Origin of the sequence: Trinickia sp. NRRL B-1857, assembly GCF_050470685.1 — a bacterium.
Taxonomy (GTDB): Bacteria; Pseudomonadota; Gammaproteobacteria; order Burkholderiales; family Burkholderiaceae; genus Trinickia.
Genome location: NZ_JBFLUK010000001.1, coordinates 4,478,618 through 4,496,678, shown reverse-complemented (window position 1 = coordinate 4,496,678; position 18,061 = coordinate 4,478,618). Strand labels below are relative to the sequence as shown.

Annotated in this window: 26 protein-coding genes and 1 pseudogene; 23 read left to right on the top strand and 4 right to left on the bottom strand. The window is 62.5% G+C overall.

Annotated features, from left to right (window positions below):
* Positions 1-28 precede the first annotated feature (28 nt).
* The 21 genes from AB1286_RS20075 to AB1286_RS19975 all read left to right on the top strand — a co-directional run bounded on the left by AB1286_RS20075 (position 29) and on the right by AB1286_RS19975 (position 10,550).
* Positions 29-520 (top strand): hypothetical protein, encoded by a 492-nt coding sequence (locus tag AB1286_RS20075; RefSeq protein ID WP_430364908.1) that lies wholly within the window; start codon positions 29-31, stop codon positions 518-520.
* 281 nt (positions 521-801) lie between these two features.
* Positions 802-1,092, top strand: coding sequence for a hypothetical protein (locus AB1286_RS20070; RefSeq protein WP_430364907.1), 291 nt, complete (start codon positions 802-804; stop codon positions 1,090-1,092).
* A 17-nt stretch (positions 1,093-1,109) separates the two neighbouring features.
* The gene (locus tag AB1286_RS20065; RefSeq protein WP_430364906.1) at positions 1,110-1,334 is read left to right on the top strand and encodes a hypothetical protein; all 225 of its coding nucleotides are present in this window, start codon (positions 1,110-1,112) and stop codon (positions 1,332-1,334) included.
* 134 nt (positions 1,335-1,468) lie between these two features.
* The gene (locus tag AB1286_RS20060) at positions 1,469-1,870 is read left to right on the top strand and encodes a hypothetical protein (protein ID WP_430364905.1); all 402 of its coding nucleotides are present in this window, start codon (positions 1,469-1,471) and stop codon (positions 1,868-1,870) included.
* Positions 1,871-1,966: 96 nt separating this feature from the next.
* Positions 1,967-2,113, top strand: a complete 147-nt coding sequence (locus tag AB1286_RS20055; RefSeq protein ID WP_430364904.1) for a hypothetical protein — start codon at positions 1,967-1,969, stop codon at positions 2,111-2,113.
* Position 2,114: 1 nt separating this feature from the next.
* On the top strand, positions 2,115-2,495 hold the full coding sequence (locus AB1286_RS20050) for a hypothetical protein (RefSeq protein ID WP_430364903.1): 381 nt from the start codon (positions 2,115-2,117) through the stop codon (positions 2,493-2,495).
* A 1-nt stretch (position 2,496) separates the two neighbouring features.
* Positions 2,497-2,673 (top strand): hypothetical protein, encoded by a 177-nt coding sequence (locus AB1286_RS20045; protein ID WP_430364902.1) that lies wholly within the window; start codon positions 2,497-2,499, stop codon positions 2,671-2,673.
* Complete coding sequence (locus AB1286_RS20040) at positions 2,670-2,846, top strand: hypothetical protein (protein ID WP_430364901.1); 177 nt, start codon at positions 2,670-2,672, stop codon at positions 2,844-2,846. Before AB1286_RS20045 ends, AB1286_RS20040 begins: the two co-directional genes overlap by 4 nt.
* Positions 2,843-3,133, top strand: a complete 291-nt coding sequence (locus AB1286_RS20035; RefSeq protein ID WP_430364900.1) for a hypothetical protein — start codon at positions 2,843-2,845, stop codon at positions 3,131-3,133. Before AB1286_RS20040 ends, AB1286_RS20035 begins: the two co-directional genes overlap by 4 nt.
* 11 nt (positions 3,134-3,144) lie before the next feature.
* Positions 3,145-4,089 carry a YqaJ viral recombinase family protein gene (locus tag AB1286_RS20030; RefSeq protein WP_430364899.1) on the top strand — a complete coding sequence of 315 codons (945 nt, stop codon included), beginning with the start codon at positions 3,145-3,147 and terminating at the stop codon, positions 4,087-4,089.
* Positions 4,090-4,139: 50 nt separating this feature from the next.
* Positions 4,140-5,180 carry a recombination protein RecT gene (gene recT, locus AB1286_RS20025; RefSeq protein WP_430364898.1) on the top strand — a complete coding sequence of 347 codons (1,041 nt, stop codon included), beginning with the start codon at positions 4,140-4,142 and terminating at the stop codon, positions 5,178-5,180.
* Between the two features lie 3 nt (positions 5,181-5,183).
* Positions 5,184-5,804: a 3'-5' exonuclease gene (locus AB1286_RS20020; protein WP_430364897.1), complete on the top strand. Its 621-nt coding sequence runs from the start codon at positions 5,184-5,186 to the stop codon at positions 5,802-5,804.
* Positions 5,801-5,989 (top strand): hypothetical protein, encoded by a 189-nt coding sequence (locus AB1286_RS20015; RefSeq protein WP_430364896.1) that lies wholly within the window; start codon positions 5,801-5,803, stop codon positions 5,987-5,989. Before AB1286_RS20020 ends, AB1286_RS20015 begins: the two co-directional genes overlap by 4 nt.
* Before the next feature lie 27 nt (positions 5,990-6,016).
* Entirely contained in the window at positions 6,017-6,865 is an 849-nt protein-coding gene (locus tag AB1286_RS20010) for a hypothetical protein (RefSeq protein WP_430364895.1), read from the top strand.
* Positions 6,866-6,956: 91 nt separating this feature from the next.
* Positions 6,957-7,550 carry a hypothetical protein gene (locus AB1286_RS20005; protein ID WP_430364894.1) on the top strand — a complete coding sequence of 198 codons (594 nt, stop codon included), beginning with the start codon at positions 6,957-6,959 and terminating at the stop codon, positions 7,548-7,550.
* Positions 7,551-7,552: 2 nt separating this feature from the next.
* On the top strand, positions 7,553-7,810 hold the full coding sequence (locus tag AB1286_RS20000) for a hypothetical protein (RefSeq protein ID WP_430364893.1): 258 nt from the start codon (positions 7,553-7,555) through the stop codon (positions 7,808-7,810).
* An 8-nt stretch (positions 7,811-7,818) separates the two neighbouring features.
* Positions 7,819-8,328, top strand: coding sequence for a hypothetical protein (locus tag AB1286_RS19995; protein WP_430364892.1), 510 nt, complete (start codon positions 7,819-7,821; stop codon positions 8,326-8,328).
* On the top strand, positions 8,325-8,666 hold the full coding sequence (locus tag AB1286_RS19990; protein WP_430364891.1) for a hypothetical protein: 342 nt from the start codon (positions 8,325-8,327) through the stop codon (positions 8,664-8,666). Before AB1286_RS19995 ends, AB1286_RS19990 begins: the two co-directional genes overlap by 4 nt.
* Complete coding sequence (locus AB1286_RS19985; protein ID WP_430364890.1) at positions 8,663-9,295, top strand: hypothetical protein; 633 nt, start codon at positions 8,663-8,665, stop codon at positions 9,293-9,295. Before AB1286_RS19990 ends, AB1286_RS19985 begins: the two co-directional genes overlap by 4 nt.
* Positions 9,292-9,615 (top strand): excisionase family DNA-binding protein, encoded by a 324-nt coding sequence (locus AB1286_RS19980; protein ID WP_430364889.1) that lies wholly within the window; start codon positions 9,292-9,294, stop codon positions 9,613-9,615. Before AB1286_RS19985 ends, AB1286_RS19980 begins: the two co-directional genes overlap by 4 nt.
* Positions 9,516-10,550 carry a tyrosine-type recombinase/integrase gene (locus AB1286_RS19975; protein WP_430365132.1) on the top strand — a complete coding sequence of 345 codons (1,035 nt, stop codon included), beginning with the start codon at positions 9,516-9,518 and terminating at the stop codon, positions 10,548-10,550. The genes AB1286_RS19980 and AB1286_RS19975 overlap by 100 nt, the downstream gene beginning before the upstream one ends.
* A 35-nt stretch (positions 10,551-10,585) precedes the next feature.
* On the opposite strand, the gene AB1286_RS19970 is transcribed toward AB1286_RS19975, so the two are convergent.
* The 4 genes from AB1286_RS19970 to AB1286_RS19955 form a co-directional block, all read right to left on the bottom strand.
* Positions 10,586-12,946: a ComEC/Rec2 family competence protein gene (locus tag AB1286_RS19970; protein ID WP_430364888.1), complete on the bottom strand. Its 2,361-nt coding sequence runs from the start codon at positions 12,944-12,946 to the stop codon at positions 10,586-10,588.
* A 92-nt stretch (positions 12,947-13,038) separates the two neighbouring features.
* Complete coding sequence (locus tag AB1286_RS19965; protein WP_430364887.1) at positions 13,039-13,827, bottom strand: TatD family hydrolase; 789 nt, start codon at positions 13,825-13,827, stop codon at positions 13,039-13,041.
* Positions 13,828-13,858: 31 nt separating this feature from the next.
* Positions 13,859-14,593, bottom strand: coding sequence for a lipoprotein-releasing ABC transporter ATP-binding protein LolD (gene lolD / locus AB1286_RS19960; RefSeq protein WP_430365131.1), 735 nt, complete (start codon positions 14,591-14,593; stop codon positions 13,859-13,861).
* 13 nt (positions 14,594-14,606) lie between these two features.
* On the bottom strand, positions 14,607-15,860 hold the full coding sequence (locus tag AB1286_RS19955; RefSeq protein ID WP_430364886.1) for a lipoprotein-releasing ABC transporter permease subunit: 1,254 nt from the start codon (positions 15,858-15,860) through the stop codon (positions 14,607-14,609).
* Positions 15,861-16,103: 243 nt separating this feature from the next.
* Between AB1286_RS19955 and AB1286_RS19950 the strand changes: the two are divergent.
* Together AB1286_RS19950 and AB1286_RS19945 are read left to right on the top strand one after the other, a co-directional pair.
* Positions 16,104-16,277 (top strand): annotated as a pseudogene (locus AB1286_RS19950) (DUF6538 domain-containing protein); the annotation flags it as partial.
* 543 nt (positions 16,278-16,820) lie between these two features.
* On the top strand, positions 16,821-17,552 hold the full coding sequence (locus tag AB1286_RS19945) for a site-specific integrase (RefSeq protein ID WP_430365130.1): 732 nt from the start codon (positions 16,821-16,823) through the stop codon (positions 17,550-17,552).
* Positions 17,553-18,061: the final 509 nt, after the last annotated feature.

Below are 18,061 nucleotides of genomic sequence, written 5' to 3'. Positions count from 1 at the left end.
AAACCGAACGAAGTTTAGATTCCTGCACATGAACACACTGAGCGAACGCGTCGAGTTGATTTTTCGTGAGCACCCGGATCTGGATCAGCCGGCGCTCGGGCGCATCGCTGGCGTCACCAAGGGCACCGTCAACCAGTGGTTGGACGGCAAGATCAAGTCGATGAAGATGCAGTACGCCGTGCGGATTGAACGCGATCTCGGCTATCGAGCTGCATGGCTCGTGATGGGAGAACCGCCAAAGCTGGTCCGAGACGTGCAGAAAATCGATTCTGGAACTGTTATCAATTCGCCGAAGAACCCAGGAAATGAGGTTCTTTCCATCGAATCGGTACGCGCCGAACGCGCTAAATTGTTGGCGGACGAGCTATTGGGCGTCTCAGAAGAGATGCGTGCACTGATCGAAAAGCTGATACAGGCCGACCATGAAGGCGGTGCAATACGAGAGATGACAATAGCCGGGGCCGGATACGTGCTTCAGGCTGTTCCAGTGGCTCAGACACAGAAGAAGGCGAGCAAATGAGCGATGCGACTCCCGAGCATGGAGATATTTGGAACAGAGGGACTGCCCCACCTTGCGGGCCGCCCTCTAACCTATCCATGACTAAACGGGGGTCTTTGGACCATGATGAACGCGAAGCAGACAAAAACGCTTAAGCTCGTATCGGAACCGACCACGTCAACCGAGATGGATCTATGCCGCACTTGCGATGCAAAGCGGCAGCTTGAGCACGTAAAAATGATGCTTCAGGCGGCACTTTTAGCGGCCTCAGAGCCGGTCAAGCCGCCGCCCCGGGGGAAAAGATGAGAGCAATTCTTCTTGCGGTTGTTGGCGCCGCGGCCGTCTCTGCGTGCGCCAGTTCGTCAAGCACCTACGCACCGGACGGGCGCCGCGCCTACACACTCAACTGCTCGGGCCTCGCCCGCACTTGGGGAGCTTGCTACAACAAAGCTGGGAAGATTTGCGGCCCCGCGGGCTACGACGTCTTAGCCGGCGGCAGCGAGAGCGGCGCGATCGTCGGCGCCGGCGCGCCGGGATTCATGGGCGGCACGACCATCTCGCGATCGATGCTGATCGCCTGCAAGCAGCCTTAAAGCCACGGAGCATGCGGATGGAGACCATTCTCGGATTCCTCGCGATCGGCTGGAGCGCTGTCGCAGGCGCCTGGCATTGGATAGCCGGCCACTGGCAATTGCTGCTGATCCTTTACTTGACGAGCCGCGTCGAGGGCGCCGACCGTAAGGTCCAAGACCTTCTCGGCCGCATGGCTCGAGCACAAAACGACATCGAAGACATCAAACGAAACACCTCTTGGCTCGTCGGCCGCACCGACTGACCGCCGAATCTGACACGCCCTCCCCGCTTCTGCGGGGATTTTTTTCGCCTAATGGTTTAGAACACTTGACTCTTATGGTTTAGGTTTCTACACTGTGCCTCACAGCGTCACCCACCGACGCACGGAGGCAGACCATGCAACCCACCCTCATCCCTTCCCGTACCGATGACGCTGCGGCGTTCATCGCCGAGCGCTCGCAAGCGACGCGCGACGACGCGCAAGAACGCGCCGAGACGCGCGAAGAGCACAAGGCCGCGATCGCTGCGGCGCGCTTGAAAGAGAAGTTGGCGACGCTCACGCATGACGAGCTCGTGGCCGGGCTGCACAGCGTGACGCAGGCCGTGCACGGTGCGGCTCTGCGTGCGGCGTGGCGCGAGTCGGCCGAAGCCTTCGGCGATCTGGTCATGAACATCGTGCGCGACGAGCTCGCGGCCGAAGCGGACCTCGAAGCCGAGGAAGTCATGGTGCGCATCGAGGGTGCGGCGCGCGAGCAAGCGGCCAAGCCGCACCGCACGTTCGTCATCGCGGGCTATTGACCATGAGCCCGCTCGCCATCGACGCCATCGTGTGGCTCGTTTTCCTGGGTCTGCTGTTCGCGTTTATCTACGGAGCGGGCCACGAGCGAGGACGCGATGAGTGACCTCACGCAGCGCGACCTGCGCCTGATCGATTTGCGCTGGGCGATCCGCACGACGGTGCTCGGCGTCATCACAGCCGCTCTCGCGATCGCGCCTTTCATTGAACACGGCCGCCTCGTTGCGGCGCTTATCGGGGGTTGATGTGGCAAAGCTCTGCAAACCGAGTCCCGGTCCCTGGGAAGTCGACACGGTCGACAACGATGGGATGTACGGCGACGGACCGGATGCGCACTCGGGATTCAAATCCTATGCGGTCTACGATGCGAACGGCCAAGCGCTGTTCGATTCGATCAATTCCGACGCCATAGAGGTCGATGTCGAATACGACGAGTTCGGCGCTTACGCATGGGATCGAGTCGGCGAAGCCAACCTCACGCTCGCGTCGGCCTCCCCCGACATGCTTCTCGCCCTCCAAGAAGTGCTCAAGACACCGGGGCTGCAATCGGGCGTGCAGGCGATGTGCGCGGCGGCTGTGGCCAAGGCGACGGGCCGCGATGTGGCGGACGTGGTCAAGGGGATCTGACATGCGCCGCTATCACGAACCGGGCGTCGTCGTGACGCTCTCGCGCGAAGGGCTGCGCCGGGCCCGCAACGATAACCCGCTGCTGAAGAACGCGAAGTTCCGAGACACCGCGCGCGTTTGGGTCTTAGCGCTGGGCGCTGTCATCGGCTGGTGTGCACTTATGGGGCTGTCGAAATGAGCGCCCTTCTGCGGCGTCTCTGCACGCGCCTTGATCTGTTTTACGCGAAGCATCCGCTTCTCGCTTTCCTGATCGCGATCGCTGTGTGCTTCGCCTGCGAGATCGCAATCAGCCACCTCGGCGACAACGTCATGCCGCCGGTCATCACTCACATAGGAGGGTTTTCCTCGTGAAAGTTACTGCACTGAACATGCGCCGCGCCGAGAGCTACGAAGATCGTCGCGGCGAACTCGTCGGCACGTTGTCGATCTCCGGGCCCGGTGGAAGCCAGGAACTGGAGCTTTCGCCCGGCACCATTCATCGAATCCTCGGCGTGATCGCGGCCGAAGTGGTGGAAACCGCTCGTCGCAATGCGCAGGCTGCGCGATCCGCAATCGAAGATGCCAGCAATGAAGCGCTGCTCAAGCAAGCGGATCAGACGCTGCAACTCGCCGGCGTTCCCGTCGACGATCAGTTTTGAGGACTGAGAACATGAGCACTGAACTGATCGCACCCACCGAAATCGATCGATCGACATTCATCGGCGGCAGCGACGTTGCCGCGATCCTGGGTGTGAGCCCGTGGAAAACGCCCTACGAACTCTGGCTCTCAAAGACTGGCCGGGCGCCCGTCGAGGAAGTGTCGGCCGCGCAGCAAAAGCGGTTCGATCGAGGTCATCGCCTCGAACCGGTCGTGCTCGATATGCTGCTCGATCGCCTGCGCGACGAAGGGCACGAGGTCGAGTTGATCTGCCGCAACAAGCGCTACACCGATGCGATGCATCCGTTTCTGGCCTGCGAAATCGACTTCGAATTGATGCTCGATGGCGAGCACATCAACGGCGACTGCAAGACCGTGCACCCGTTCGCAGCGAAGAAATGGGGCGAAGAAGGCACAGATGAAGTGCCAATCGACTATGCCGCTCAGTTCATGCATGGCTTGGGCATCACGGGCCGGCGCCGCTGCATCGTGGCGACGCTGATCGGCATGGACGACCTCCTCATCTATTTCGTCGACCGAGACGACGAGACGATCGACGCCATCCGCGCGCGGGCCGTGCAGTTCTGGAACGAGTGCGTGCTTGCCGATCTTCCGCCTGATCCGATCGATTTCGACGACTGCCGCGCGATCTACGCGAAGTCGAACGGCGGCAGCATCGAAGCCACGCCCGAGATCCGCGAGGCGGTTTCGAAGTTGGCAGAAACGAAACACAAACTCAAGTTGTTCAAGGACCAAGAGGAAGAGCTTTCGTATCGCATCACGGCGTTCATGCAACCCAATGCCGTGCTCACCTACGGCGGCGCCACGATCGCGACCTGGAAGAACCAGGACGACACGCGCGTCGATCAAAAGCTCCTCAAGGAAGACGCGCCCGAGCTTTGGGCCAAGTACAGCCGAACGAAGGAAATCCGCGTGCTGCGCCTGAAGTTGAAATAGCACACGCGCCAACCACACCCAATTCACATCCCGAACGGAGTCAAAAGAGCATGAGTACCGCCGCTTTGAAGCAAGTTGCGACCGGTAAGGTCGAAGAAAAAAAGAATCCCGTCGATCGCGTCGCTGCGCTGCTGGCGAGCCCGAGCATGCAGGCGCAGATCAAAGCGGCACTCCCGCGTCACATGACGCCCGAGCGCTTGGCGCGCATTGTCACGACCGAGATTCGCAAGACCCCGAAGTTGGCCGAGTGCACGCCGGTTTCGTTTTTCGGTGCCGTCATCCAGTGCGCGCAACTCGGGCTCGAGCCGGGCAACGCACTCGGGCACGCCTATATCCTCCCGTACGACAAGCGGGTGAAGGACGGAAATCAATGGAAAACTGCCTATACCGAGGCGCAACTCATCATCGGCTACCGCGGCATGATCGATCTCGCGCGACGCTCGGGGCAAATCATCAGCATCGACGCCCGCGCCGTCTACGAGGGCGACAAGTTCGATTGTCGCCTCGGGCTTGATCCGCACATCGAGCATGAGCCGGACTGGAACAACGCGAACCGGGCCGACCCCGCCAAGCTGCAATTCGTCTACGCAGTAGCGAAGCTCAAAGATGGTGGCATCCAATTCGATGTAATGAGCCGCGCCGAGATCGATGCAATCCGCGCTCGGAGCAAGGCATCCGATAACGGCCCCTGGAAAACGGACTATTCGGCAATGGCGCTCAAGACGGTAGTGCGCCGCCTGTTCAAGTTCTTGCCCGTGAGCATCGAAATCCAAATGGCTGTGGGTCTGGACGAGCGCGCCGAAGCGGGCCTCTCGCAAGATAACGGCGCCATCATCGACGGCCAATTCACGACCGTCGACGACGAATCGAGCGCTGTCGACCAGTCAACCGGAGAGATTACCGACCAACGTGCGCAGCAGGCCGAGAACACACTACCGGCGTATGACGATTTGCTTGCGCAGATTCAGAAGGCCAATGACGTGGAGCTTGCCGCGCTCGCGCTCGATAGCGGCCGCGATCTTCCCAAGGATCAATACGTGAAGCTCGAGCAGGCATTCCAAGACCGGAAAGAAGCTTTGCTCGGAGCCTAAGCGATGAAACCCATTCTCTTCTACGACACCGAGACGAACGGCTTGCCCTTGTGGCGCGAGCCGTCCAACCATCCGGGCCAGCCGCATATCACGCAACTCGCGGCCGAGCTGTGCGACGCGGATAGCGGCCGCACGCTGGCATTCATGGACGTTCTGATCGAGCCGGAAGGCTGGACGATCCCGGCCGAACTCGAGAAGCTAACCGGCATCACGAACGAGCTCGCGCAGCGCTTCGGCCACCCGATCTCGAGCGCGCTCAATACCTTCATTCTCATGTGGAGCGCGGCCGAGTTGCGCGTTGCGCATAACGAGTCGTTCGATCAGCGTCTCGTGCGTATCGAAGCATCTCGATTGTTCGGCGGCGATCACGGATTCCACGAAGACTGGAAAGCGGGAGAAGTGTTTTGCACGCAAGCGAACAGCATCGGCATCCTCAACCTTGCGCCGACGCCCAAGATGATCGCCGCCGGGTTCAACAAGCCCAAGTCGCCAAATCTCGGCGAGGCCTACGAGTTCTTCACTGGCACGAAGCTCGAGGGCGCGCACAACGCAGCGGTCGATTTAGCAGCTTGCAAAGCGGTCTACTTCGGCATTTTGGCTCATCGCGCGAAGGTGGCCGCGTGACCATTGACTGCCCCCTGCGCCAAGCGCTCGCACGCATCGCGCCGCATCTTGAAACGCTCGACCCGATTGACCGCGAATCACTGCGCCCGGCGATACGCGCGATCGAGAACGACGTAGAAGTCATCCACGTGCCCGACCGCCTCGTCGCGCGTATTCGCGATATCGACGGCCGGTTGCCGAAGTAAGTGCCGCCCCTCCCTAGGAGAACCCGCATGTATGTCCAGATCGAAAAAGCGATGGCGAAAATCACTTCGGTGACGCCCATCATGGAGAAGCATGGCAAGAAAAAGAAGCGCCCGGCGCACTCGATCATCTTCGAGTTCGCGATGTCGAATACCGTCCTCGATCGCATGGTCGAGGGCCTGCGCGACTCGTTCTATCGCAAGCCCACATCGGCCAGCGTGAACAAGGCGGGGCAGACCGAGATCGATACGTCGAGCGTGACCGACGGCATCTCGCAATTGCGGTTCTCATGGTGGCAGCAATGGATCGACGTGCCGGGCGAACTCACCGGCTGGGTGCTCACGCTGCATACCGGCAACACGGAGCGGTCGCACATTGTGCTTGACGATGCCAAGGTCAGCGCGTTCCAGGTGCTTCCCAAGGACCTCGCGATCGTGCTCGTCAAATGCAAGGCGATCGTCCACCCGACGGCGCACGAGAAGGGAAAGATCGACGAGCTGCTGCAAACAGACGTGCCGGTTTCGATCCAGCCGCCCGACACGGGCGATCAACAGAACTTGCCGGGTATGTCGCAGCAGTCGGGCGGCGATGCCGAGGGCGATAGCCAATCCACCGATGGTGACGAGGGCGACGAACGCGAGCAAAGCGGCAACGAGCCGCGAGAAGACCCGTTCGCAGGCAGCGATCTAGCGCGCGGGAAGGTCAATAGCGACGCCAAGGTAAGCACGAAGAAATCGCGCGGCTTGCCGCCCGAGGCCGCTTGGCCGTTCCCGAATGCACAGCCCGGCTCACCCGCCGATGAATACAACAAGCGCATCGCCCAAGAGCAAAGCAATCCCGACGGCGATCCCATCGAAGGCGAACCGGAAGAAGCGTAACCACCTCTCAGCCGCGCGTCGTTGGCCCTCGGATTAGGCGCGCGGTCCTTGATGGCCGGTCAGCACGACGGCCAGCTTTTTGGAGATTCTCATGGCGACTGCTGCCAACCTTTTTCCGAGCGCCGATCCAGGGGCGCCCGATCTGGACGACGATCAACCCAGCCAGCAGAAAAGCGCGGGCGGATTTCCGTCAGCGCCCCCGGCGTCAGCGTTCGGCAAGGTCAGCGTCGTCAATGAGTTGCGAGAGGTCGGCGCGGAACTCGGCGCGACCGGAACGAAGGTCGACCGAGCTATTGCATTTCTTCGCCAAAACGGCCCATCGGACGCGGCACGCGTCGCGGAAATGCTTGGTATCAGGCGCGACCACGTCAGCACGTACCTGAAAACGGCGCTGAAAGATGGCCGCATCGTGCGCGATGGCACGATGCTCAAGGCGGGAGAAAGCAGGCAACCCGCGCCGGCCGAGCCGTCTACCGAAAAGCCAATCGAACAGCCGAAGCGCGTGCCGAGGCCGCCGAAGATCGCGGGCAATGACGCGACTGTGTCGGCTTCGCTATGTGTCGGAGCGCTGCAAATCATCCAATGGGCCGCGGGAAATCTGACCATCCGCGCCAACGACAACGTCGTGGATCTGAGCGATGCGCAAGTGCTCGCGCTCCACGCATTTCTTGAACTGGCGCGATAGCGATGCCCTGCACGCCCTTTCGCACGCGCGACGGCATCACGGGAATCGTATGCACGAGCAAGCGCCGCGCGCCGCGGTGCTCGGTACCCGGCTGCAACGCGCCGAGCGGCTTTCAATGCGATCACCGCGTGAAGGGCGGCAAGACCTGCGATCGGCACCTGTGCGCGGCGCACGCGCATCAGATCGGAGGCGACGTGCATTTCTGTCCGACGCACCTCGCAGAAACCGGCGGTGAGCGGCAGCGCGACTTTTTCAAATGAGGATAGAGATGAGCCAGTACCGTAAGAAGCCGGTTGTCATCGAGGCCACGCAATGGCGGCAGCATGGCGATCATCCGGCCGTGCGTCCCGCGACCTTAGAGCAAGCCGCAGGCATTACGCCGGGAGTTCCATGGCAGCTCTGTGGCTGGGTCAAAACGCTCGAAGGCGGCCACGTGGTGAATCCCGGGGATTGGATCATCACTGGCATTAAAGGCGAGCACTACCCCTGCAAGCCCGATATCTTCGCAGCGACATATGAGCCTGCCGACGGCGCGCAGGACGTTGCACGATCGACCGACCCACAGGATTGCGATGCAGTTTGCCCTCGTTGTGAGGGATCGGGCGAAGAGATAACGCAAAGCGACAGCGGCCCGGACTCGCGTGACGTGACGATTAATTGTCAGCACTGCGACGGGAGCAGATCGCTCACAAAAGGGACACTGGTATGGAATTTGGTGCCCGTCTTTGCGCCGACGCACATCCGTGCTATCGCTAAGAAGGAGGGGTCCTCGTCATGATGCCCATCAAATACCCGCACGCGTCGATTGATCACGTGCTCGAGCATATGGAGCCCGACCGGCTCTATACGTCCCCCGACCTCGCAGCTGCGTTCAAAGTGCCGAAGCAATACATGCAGGACCTCCTATGCCGCCTGCGCAAAGCTGGTCAGATCGAGCGCATCCGGCAGGAAGATCGCACGTACTGCTGGGCTCGAATCATCCGCCGCGCGCCGGTCAAACTGACGACGAGCGTCGCCGGCCCGGCATACCCGCCCGACCTGCGCTCGACAATGCTCGGCTATGACGCGCTGATTCGCACGCGCGTCGAGCTCGCGATGATGGGGAGGGGGCGATGAAGGAGCGGCCTATCCCTTTCAATGTCGAAATGGCGCTCGCCGTCGTAGAAGGCCGTAAGACGCAGACGCGGCGCGTCGTGCGAGGAACGGCGCTCGAATGGCTCCAGCCCGGAGTGTTCACGCCTGAGTTTGTGGCAAAGCCTGAGAACGGTCTGAGCCCATATGGCTACGCCGGCGATCGCCTTTGGGGTCGAGAGCCGTGGCGCGTCTCGCAAAAGTGGAACGGCACCGCGCCGCGTGATCTGCCCGTGCGCACGATGACGGTCATGTATGAGGCCGGCGGCCATGCCTGCAACGACGATAACGATTGGGCGGTGTTCGATGACATCTCGGTCGATGCGCCATGGATCGGCAAATATCGGCCCGCGATGTTCATGCCGCGCTGGGCCTCGCGCATCACGCTCGAAGTGACTGGCGTGCGCATCGAGCGGTTGCAGGCAATCGATTGGGAAGATGCGATCGCCGAGGGCATTCGTGATCCGCGCCGCGCCGCGTGGCGAGTCGATCCGGTCGAGGGTTGCGTCGCGAAGTACCGCGAGCTTTGGGACAGCCTGAACGCCGCGCGCGGCCACGGCTGGGACGCTAATCCGTTCGTATGGGTAGTTGAATTCAAAAGGATCAAGCAATGACCGAGCGCGCCCTAAGCCTGAAGGAAGCGGCCGCCCTACTAGGCGTGTCCTATTCCACCATCTACGCACACAAGGAAGAAATGGGCTTCTTCCGGGTCGGGTCGCAATGGCGGATCTGGCTGGAAAAGCTCAAATCGGCGACAGAGTACAATTCCGACCGACCGGCGCGGACGGAACAGGAGGGCAACAAATGTCAATCCGTAAGCGTAAAGGCTCGGACATCTGGCATGTCGACATCCGCGCGCCAGGTGGAGGCCGAGTTAGACAGACTACTGGGACGACCAACCGAAAGGAGGCTCAGGAGTATCACGACAAGCTGAAACACGACTTGTGGCGCGTCTCGAAAATGGGCGAAAAGCCCAAGCGAACGTTCGGCGAGGCGGTAGTACGGTTCATGAATGAGAAGGCGGAACAGCCTGATTTCAGGAACAAGAGGTTACATATGCGGCATTTCAGAGAGAAATTTTCGGGCCGCGATCTAGCCTCGATAACACGCGATGAAATCTACGAAGCACTGCCGCAAGTGAACCAACGCAAGAAACGCGAAGTCTCGCCAGTCAGCCGGGCCACGAAGAATCTCTACCTGAGCACAATCCGGTCGATGTTCAACATGGCCGCCGACGAGTGGGGGTGGATCGCCAGCGCGCCGAAGCTGCCCAATCTGGCCGTCGACAATAAGCGCATCAGGTGGATCACCCGGGAGGAAGCGCAGCGGCTTTTACAGGCAATCCACTCGCCGTGGATGCGCGACGTAACGACGCTGGCCTTTGCGACTGGGCTGCGGCAATCCAACCTGCTCGACCTCGAATGGTCACAGGTTGACCTCATCAAGCGCCGCGCATGGATTCACCCGGACCAGGCGAAGGCGCGCAAATCGATCGGTATTCCACTGAACGACGAGGCGGTCGAGGTTATCCGTAGGCAGATCGGCAAGCATCAAACGCGGGTCTTCTCGCGCCGAGGCAAGCCGATCATTAGATGGGATTTGGCACAGTGGAATCGCGCCGTCGCGCGGGCCGAACTCGAGCACTTCCGATTTCACGACGTGCGGCATACCTGGGCGAGCTGGCATGTGCAAAGCGGCACGCCGCTAAATCGTTTGATGGAGCTAGGCGGTTGGTCAAAGTATGAGCACGTTTTGCGGTACGCGCACCTGGCGCCGGACCATCTGGCAGAGCACGCCGCGACGGTCACAATTTGGGCACAGAACCCGAAGGAGGTGAATGAAGAAAGTCCGCAAAGCCTTGTCGCATAAGGCCTCGCGGGAAGCACAGGAAAGTAGGTGTTCAGCTAGCCTACCTGAAATACGGCCACGCGCGGATCGACCGAATCGAGGAAAGGCTCGGTCGACGAACTCTTGCTGCCATGATGGGCGACGAGCAACACGTCTGCGCGCAACGCCTCGGGCGAGCGACTAACCAATGCGCGTTCGGACGGCGCGCCGATGTCGCCCGTCAGCAAAGCGCTCGTGCCGTGCGCACTCACTTTCAGCACGCACGATTGCTCGTTCGAGCGCCGCGGCAATGGGCCCGGATCGGGCCAAAGCACCTCGAATTCGACGCCGTCCCAGCGCCAGCGCTGGCCCGCCGCGCATCGCAGGCGTTCGGCGCGGGCCTCGAGCGCCGCATCCCATACGCGGTGCTCGGCCGGCAGCCCACCCGCGACTTGCACCACGTCGGACGACTCGAGTACGGCGGCGACGCCGCCCGCATGATCGGCATCGCCGTGACTGACCATGAGCGTGTCGAGCCGCGCGACGCCGCTCGCCCGCAGATGCGGAACGACGATGCGCGCACCGGCGTTCGTCGATTCGGGGCCCGGGCCAGCATCGAAGAGCAACCTGCGGCGCCGCGTTTCGACGAGGATCGCCGCGCCTTGTCCGACGTCGAGCGCCGTGAGCCGAAATGCGCCTTGCGCGATGCTCGGCGGCGGCGGCACCGCGAGCGGCAGCCACGCGAGCGGTGCCGCCCACCGCAGCGGCCAGCCGCGCGGCATCGATGCGAGCGCGACGCCCACGAGCGCCGAGCCGACCGCCCAAAGCGACGGCTGCGGCGGATGTCGATCGGCCCACGGCGATTGGGCAAGCACGTGCAAACCGCGCATGAGCGGCGCCAATAAGGTATGGGCGAACTCGTAGGCCAGCGCGTCGAGCGGCGCCGGCAAAACGAGCGCGACAAGGACGACAGGCACGACGAGCACGCTGACCCACGGCACCGCCACCGCGTTGGCGAGCGGCCCAACGAGCGACACTTGGGAGAACCAATATGCCGTGAGCGGCGCCAAGCCGATGGTCACGGCCCATTGAGCGCAAACAGCCTCGGCGCATCTCGCGCGCACGGTAGCGAATCGGCGCCGCCACCTCGAACGGCCGGCGCGGTGAGCGGACTCGAGCGGCGCTTGCCACGCCGGATCGGTCGCACGCTGGGCCGGGGCGACGTCGTCGAACGCTGGCGCTTCGTCGCGCATCCGCAACCGGCCCCGGATGGCGAATGCGATACAGGCGACGGCGCCGAACGAGAGCCAAAACCCGGCCGCCGTCACGGCCCACGGATCGACGATCAGCACGAGTACCGCGGCCCAGGCCAACACGAGCGACGATGCGAGGCTCCGCCCGAGCAAACACGCGGTCGTTACGACGACGAGCATCCAGAGCGCCCGTTGCGCCGGTACGTTGAAGCCGGCGAGCGCGGCATAGCCCACCGCGCTCGCCACCGCAGCCACGGCCGCGACGATCGGCGCGGGCGCGACGAGCGGCCATTCGCGCGCCCCGCGGCGAGCGAGCGACGCGCCGAACCCACACGAACGACGCCAGATCCAGGCGGCAAGCGTCGCGCACAAGCCTGCCACGAACCCGATATGCAACCCCGAAACCGCGACTAAATGGCTCGTCCCCGTGCGACGCAATGCGAGCCGATCGGCTGGCGAGATCGCATCCTGCGTGCCGATCGCGAGGGCCGTCACGATGCCGCGATGGGCGGCATCCGCGAGCGTATGCGCGATCCGTTCGCGTAGCGCGAAGCGCACGCGATCGACGGCCGTGCCGATGCCGCCCTCCGCGTCCGGCAGCCGCTGTGCGGTGGCGGTGGCAACGACATTGCCCGTTGCCCGCACCCCGCGCGCGAGCCATGCGGCTTCGGTGTCGAAGCCGCCGAAGTTCGCGTAACCATGGGGACGTTTGAGGCGGACTGTAAGCCGCCATCGGTCGCCCGGCTTCAGTTGCGGCAAACCGCGCCCGCGGCCGCGGGCCCAATGCAGTTGGACGATCGAGGGAAACCGCTCGATGCGCGTCGTACGTCGAATGTCGGCACTGTCGAGGGCGAACAAAAATCTAGCGCTCACCGCATCTTGCATAGGCAAACCGTGCACGTGCCCGGTCACCGCAAGGTCACGGAGTTCCCACGAACTCGGCAGCGCTTCGGCCATCCGCATTTGAGCACGCACCGCGGCGTACCCATACCCCACGACGAAGGCGGCGACGGTAAGCGCCACGCTTGTCGCATGCCTGCTCCGTGCGCCCCGCGCGACGAACGCGATGCCGCAAGCCGCCGCTAACAGCGCACCGAGTCCAGTCCATTGCCATCGCCCCGGCAGCGCCGCACACTGTTGCAGCAGCACGACGCCGAGCGCGAAACCGATCAGCATCGCCCGCATTCGCCCTCCTTCGATCGGCGCGCCGGCGTGCGAATTCGGCCGCGAGCGGCGGCCCGCGGTTCAGTGCATGAAACGGCGCAAACGAAGGTCGATTATGCGCAAGCGAGCGCGAGACGGGGCAGCGCGCCGTGAGCGTTAGCCATTGTGCCTACCGCGAGCTCGTCGATCGCCATGCCGCGCAGCTCGGCGATGACGGCGCCGATGCGCGGCACTTGATCGGGGGTATTGCGCTGCTTATAGAGCCAAGACGGCGAAATATCGGGCGCGTCGGTTTCGACGACGAGCGCCTCGAGCGGCAATTGCGCGGCCAGCCGCCGAATTTGGCGCGAACGTTCGAACGTGACGTTGCCGCCGAACCCGAGCCGCATGCCTTGGTCGATGAAAGCGCCGGCCTGCTGAAAGCTGCCGTTGAACGCATGCGCGATGCCGCCTTTCACCGCGTACCGGCGCAAGCCCTTGAGTACGAGGTCCTGCGACTTGCGCACGTGGCAAATGACGGGCAATTCGAATTCACGCGCGAGCTTCAGTTGCTCGTCGTAGAAATAGCGCTGGCGGGTATCGTCCAGCTCGGGCACGAAGTAGTCGAGCCCGATTTCGCCAATGCCGACGAAACGCGGATCGGCAAGACTCGCTTCGATCTCGCGACGCAGTACATCGAGATCGGTTTCGCTCGCTTGCCGGGTGAACAGCGGGTGGATGCCGAGCGCATAGACCCCGCCCGAGGTTCGATGCGCGAGCGCCCGGACGACCGAAAAGTTCGCGCGCGACACCGCCGGGATGACGATGCGCGCGACGCCGCTCGCCTCCGCCGCCAACGCGACTGCTTCGCGATCGCCGTCGAACTCGCCGGCGTCCAGATGACAGTGCGTATCGATCCACATGGCGGCTATCGGGGCGTTGGAGTTTGGCGGGTTAGACGGGTACCGACGGCTCTTCGTGCAGCACGCCGTCGCGCAACCGCAAAATGCGATCGCAGCGTGCGGCCAAATCGACATCGTGCGTCACGATAACGAAGCTCGTCTCGAGCGTGGCGGACAACTCGAGCATCAAATTGAAGACGTTATCGGCCGTCGCGCCGTCGAGATTGCCCGTAGGCTCGTCGGCCAGCACGCACGCCGGCTTCGTCACGAGCGCGCGAGCGATCGCAACGCGTTGCCGTTCGCCGCCCGAGAGCTCGCCTGGACGATGCTTCGCGCGATGCGCAAGGCCCACGCGCTCGAGCATCGCAAGCGCCTCGTGGCGCGCCGCCTCCTGCGTGAGCCGGCGAATGCGCAACGGCATCGCGACGTTGTCGAGCGCGCTGAATTCGGCAAGCAAATGATGGAACTGGTAGACGAAGCCCAGCGCACGATTGCGCAGATCGTTGCGTTCGCGTTCGGCCAGTTCGGTAAACGGCCGCCCGAGCACGGACACGCTACCGGCGCTCGGTTCATCGAGGCCGCCCAGCACATGCAGCAGCGTGCTCTTGCCCGACCCCGAGGCACCGACGATCGCGAGCTTCTCGCCCCGCCGCACGCCAAGCTCCGCGCGATTGAGCACCGGCACGTTCAGGCCGCCCTGTACGAACGCCTTCGAGACGCCTTTCGCCTCCAGCACATACTGCGCAGACGCTTGCGCGCTCGACGCGGCGCGCCGCTGTTCGGTCATGAATTCGTTACCGTTACTCATAGCGCAGCGCCTCCGCCGGACGTACCTTTGCGCCGCGCCAGCTGGGATAGAGCGTGGCCAGTGCCGACAAGACGAAGGCGATGACGCCGATTCTCGCCACGTCGGCCGCCACCAACTCGGAGGGCAATTCGTTGATGAAATAGACCGACGGCGGCAGGAACTGCACGCCGAGCAGATGCTCGATCATCGGCACGAGCCATGGAATGCTCCATGCGATGAGACAGCCGAGCGCCAGGCCCGTCGCCGTCCCGACGAAGCCGATCGTGATCCCTTGCACAAAGAAAATCTTCATGATCGATCCAGGCTGCGCGCCGAGCGTACGTAGAATCGCGATATCGGCCTGCTTATTCGTCACCGTCATGACGAGCGACGAAACGAGGTTGAACGCGGCCACGGCAATGATCAGCGTGAGAATGACGAACATCATCCGCTTTTCGATCTTGACGGCCGAGAACCAGGTTTTGTTCTGCTGCGTCCAGTCGCGAATATAAAGATCGCCCGATAGCGTCCGCGAGAGCTCGCGCGCCACGCGCGGCGCCTCTTGCATGTCCTTGAGCCGTAGTCTCACGCCCGTGGGCGCCGCCGTACGAAATAGCACTTCGGCGTCGTGAATGTTGATCAGCGCGAGCGAGCTGTCGTATTCGTAGTGTCCCGATTGGAACACGCCGGATACCGTGAACTGCTTCAACCGCGGCAGCATGCCGGCCGGCGTGAGCGAGCCTTCGGGCGCGACGAGCGTGATCTTGTCGCCGATCGACACGCCGAGGTTCGCGGCCAAATCCACCCCGAGCGCGATGTTGAACTGCCCCGGGGTGAGATCGGTCAAGCGGCCGGCTTTCATATCCTTGCCGATGTCCGACACTTGGGGCTCGAGAGAAGGCTCGACGCCGCGCAACGCCACGCCGCTCACGGCATCCTGCCGCGTGAGCAATGCTTGTGCGTCGACATAGGGCGCCGCGCCGATCACCGCGGGATTGCGGCGTGCTTCGAGAGCCGTGCGCTGCCAATCGGGCATCGAGCCGGTAGGCGAAAAGATTTCGACGTGCGCGAGCACCGACAGCATGCGGTCGCGCACCTCTTTCTGAAAGCCGTTCATGACGGAAAGCACGACGATCAACGCTGCGACGCCGAGTGCGATGCCCGACATCGACACGAGCGCGATGAACGAAATGAAGCCATTACCTGTCGTGCGCTTGCCGGCGCGCGTATAGCGCCAACCGATTTGCCATTCGTAAGGGAGTTTCAAGCGAATCCTTCAATTTTTTGCCGCCACCACATGCACCGCCGGCGTGAGCGGCGCGCCGATCGGCCCGCAATGCGCGTGCCGCGCAAGCGAGCGCGCTCGCGCGGGGGATGCGGCGCCGATCAAGCGCGCAGTTTGCCATAAACCAACATGGTACACTTAACCCTTTGATTTCCGGGGAAAACCTTGTTGGATAAGGGTTTGCGGGGCGCGGTAGCTGGTGTTACATCCACCGAGGATGACACCATGACGAACCATCTCCTACGGCGCGGCTCTCGATACTACATTCGCCGCAAGGTCCCTATCGACCTGCAAGCCCACTACGGCCGCAGAGAAATAGTTAAAGCCCTTGGTACGTCCGATCCGACAGAGGCCCGTCAGCGGGTTCGTGAGGAAAGCGTGCAGCTAGATCGCGAATTCGCTGCGCTCCGGTCGCCGCCTCCAAGCGCTCCCCAAGTAGTCGAAGTCAAGGAATACATCGCCGATCCCCGCACCTCGGAAAGCGTGCCAACCGGCCGCACTGTCAAGCTGAATCCTGTCCGCCCTGCTCCGTACGACCTCGCCACATGTGACGGCGAGCGAGTTGCCGTGTTGTGGCCTGTAGGAGCCGATGATAGGCACCATAAGCAGAGGCTCAAACATGCTCGCGCGTTCGCGAATGGCGTCTTGGTAGCCCGAGCCGTCGCGCCGCAAACCATACCGCAGGCCCGAACGCCGCAGCACCGCGAGGCGCGATCGGCTCCTGGAACCGTGTCCGCGGGACACCTCGCGGCCCTGGTGCATAAATGGGCCGGAGAGCGCAAACCAACGGGCGGCGCGGTCGAGCAAATGAACCTAGTTGCAAGCAGGTTTTACGAGCACGTAGGACGCATCCCCGTCGCCTCGATAACACGGCTGCACGCCGTAACCCTCAAAGACAAGCTCCTAGAATCCGGGTTAGCTGCATCGAGCGTAAAGCGTTACATGGATCAGTTCTCCACGTTGATGAAGTTCGCTTACGAGAACGCGCTCGTACCCGTACCGCTGCCCCGAGTGTCGGTCGTGGTCAAGCGCGCCGAGAAGGCACGCATTTCGTTCGATGCAGCAACGCTTACCACGATCTTCTCAAGCCCGATCTATACGGAAGGTCTGCGGCCTATCAGGGGAGCCGGTGAGGCGGCCTATTGGGTACCGCTGCTTGCGGCATTCACTGGGGCGCGTGTCGAGGAGCTATGCCAGCTTGCGCCGGACGATGTTTTCAAGGAATCCGGGCATTGGTGCGTCCGGTTCGTTCAAGACGCGGAGCGCGGGCAGCGCGTGAAGAATGCGGGTAGCGTTCGCCGCATTCCCCTACATGCTGAGTTGATCCGCTTGGGTTTCGTTGATTTCGCACGGTCGCAGGAGGACAAGCCGCGACTGTTCGACCTAAAAGCGGATCGACACGGACGCGTGTCCCCTACATGGGCCAAATGGTTTAGCGAGTACCTGCGCCGCGTCTGCAAGGTCACGGACCCGCGTATGACCTTCCACAGTTTCCGCCACACGTTCAAAGACGCCTGTCGTGCGGGCGGGGTTGACCGCGACGTGTCGGACGCACTGACGGGCCATAGCGACGGTTCGGCGTCGAGCGGCTACGGGGCAGAGTTCTATCCGCTCGCCCCTCTCGTCAAAGCGATCGCTAACATACGGATTTCAGGCGCAGTGCTGCCCGGCTGATTCAACTAACCGTTTGAACTATGTTCTGGATACTAGTAGCCGGTCTACAGCTTCAATGGGAATCAAACCCGCAGCATTAAGCCGAACTTTACTATCGAGCAGCATGCGCCTAACTGTTGGACGGCTGCGCCCAAGCATCTCGGCGGCTTGGGTAATGTTGACATGGGGCGGACGGGGGTGCCGCGCCGCGTAGATTGCGAGGGCTTTAACCGCCATCTCGATTGCTTCTTGCTCGGTCATGGACTACTCCCGTTAGTTGACACTTCTGCTACTCGGTCCTTGTCTTGCTGGAGACCGGGCCCGGTCGACTGAGGCCACCTGCCACCCACGCCTCATAGCCAAGCACGTCGATGAGCTTGCGACCATCTGGAGCAGTTAGCCATACGGAGCCCTCGGGCCAGATTCCCCGGCTGATCTTCGTATAAATGGCGTGCTCGGTGTAGCCTGATTCGGACGCAAACTTCTTTATCGTGAGATAGCGTAGCGCCATAATTGATAGTCGGGACGGT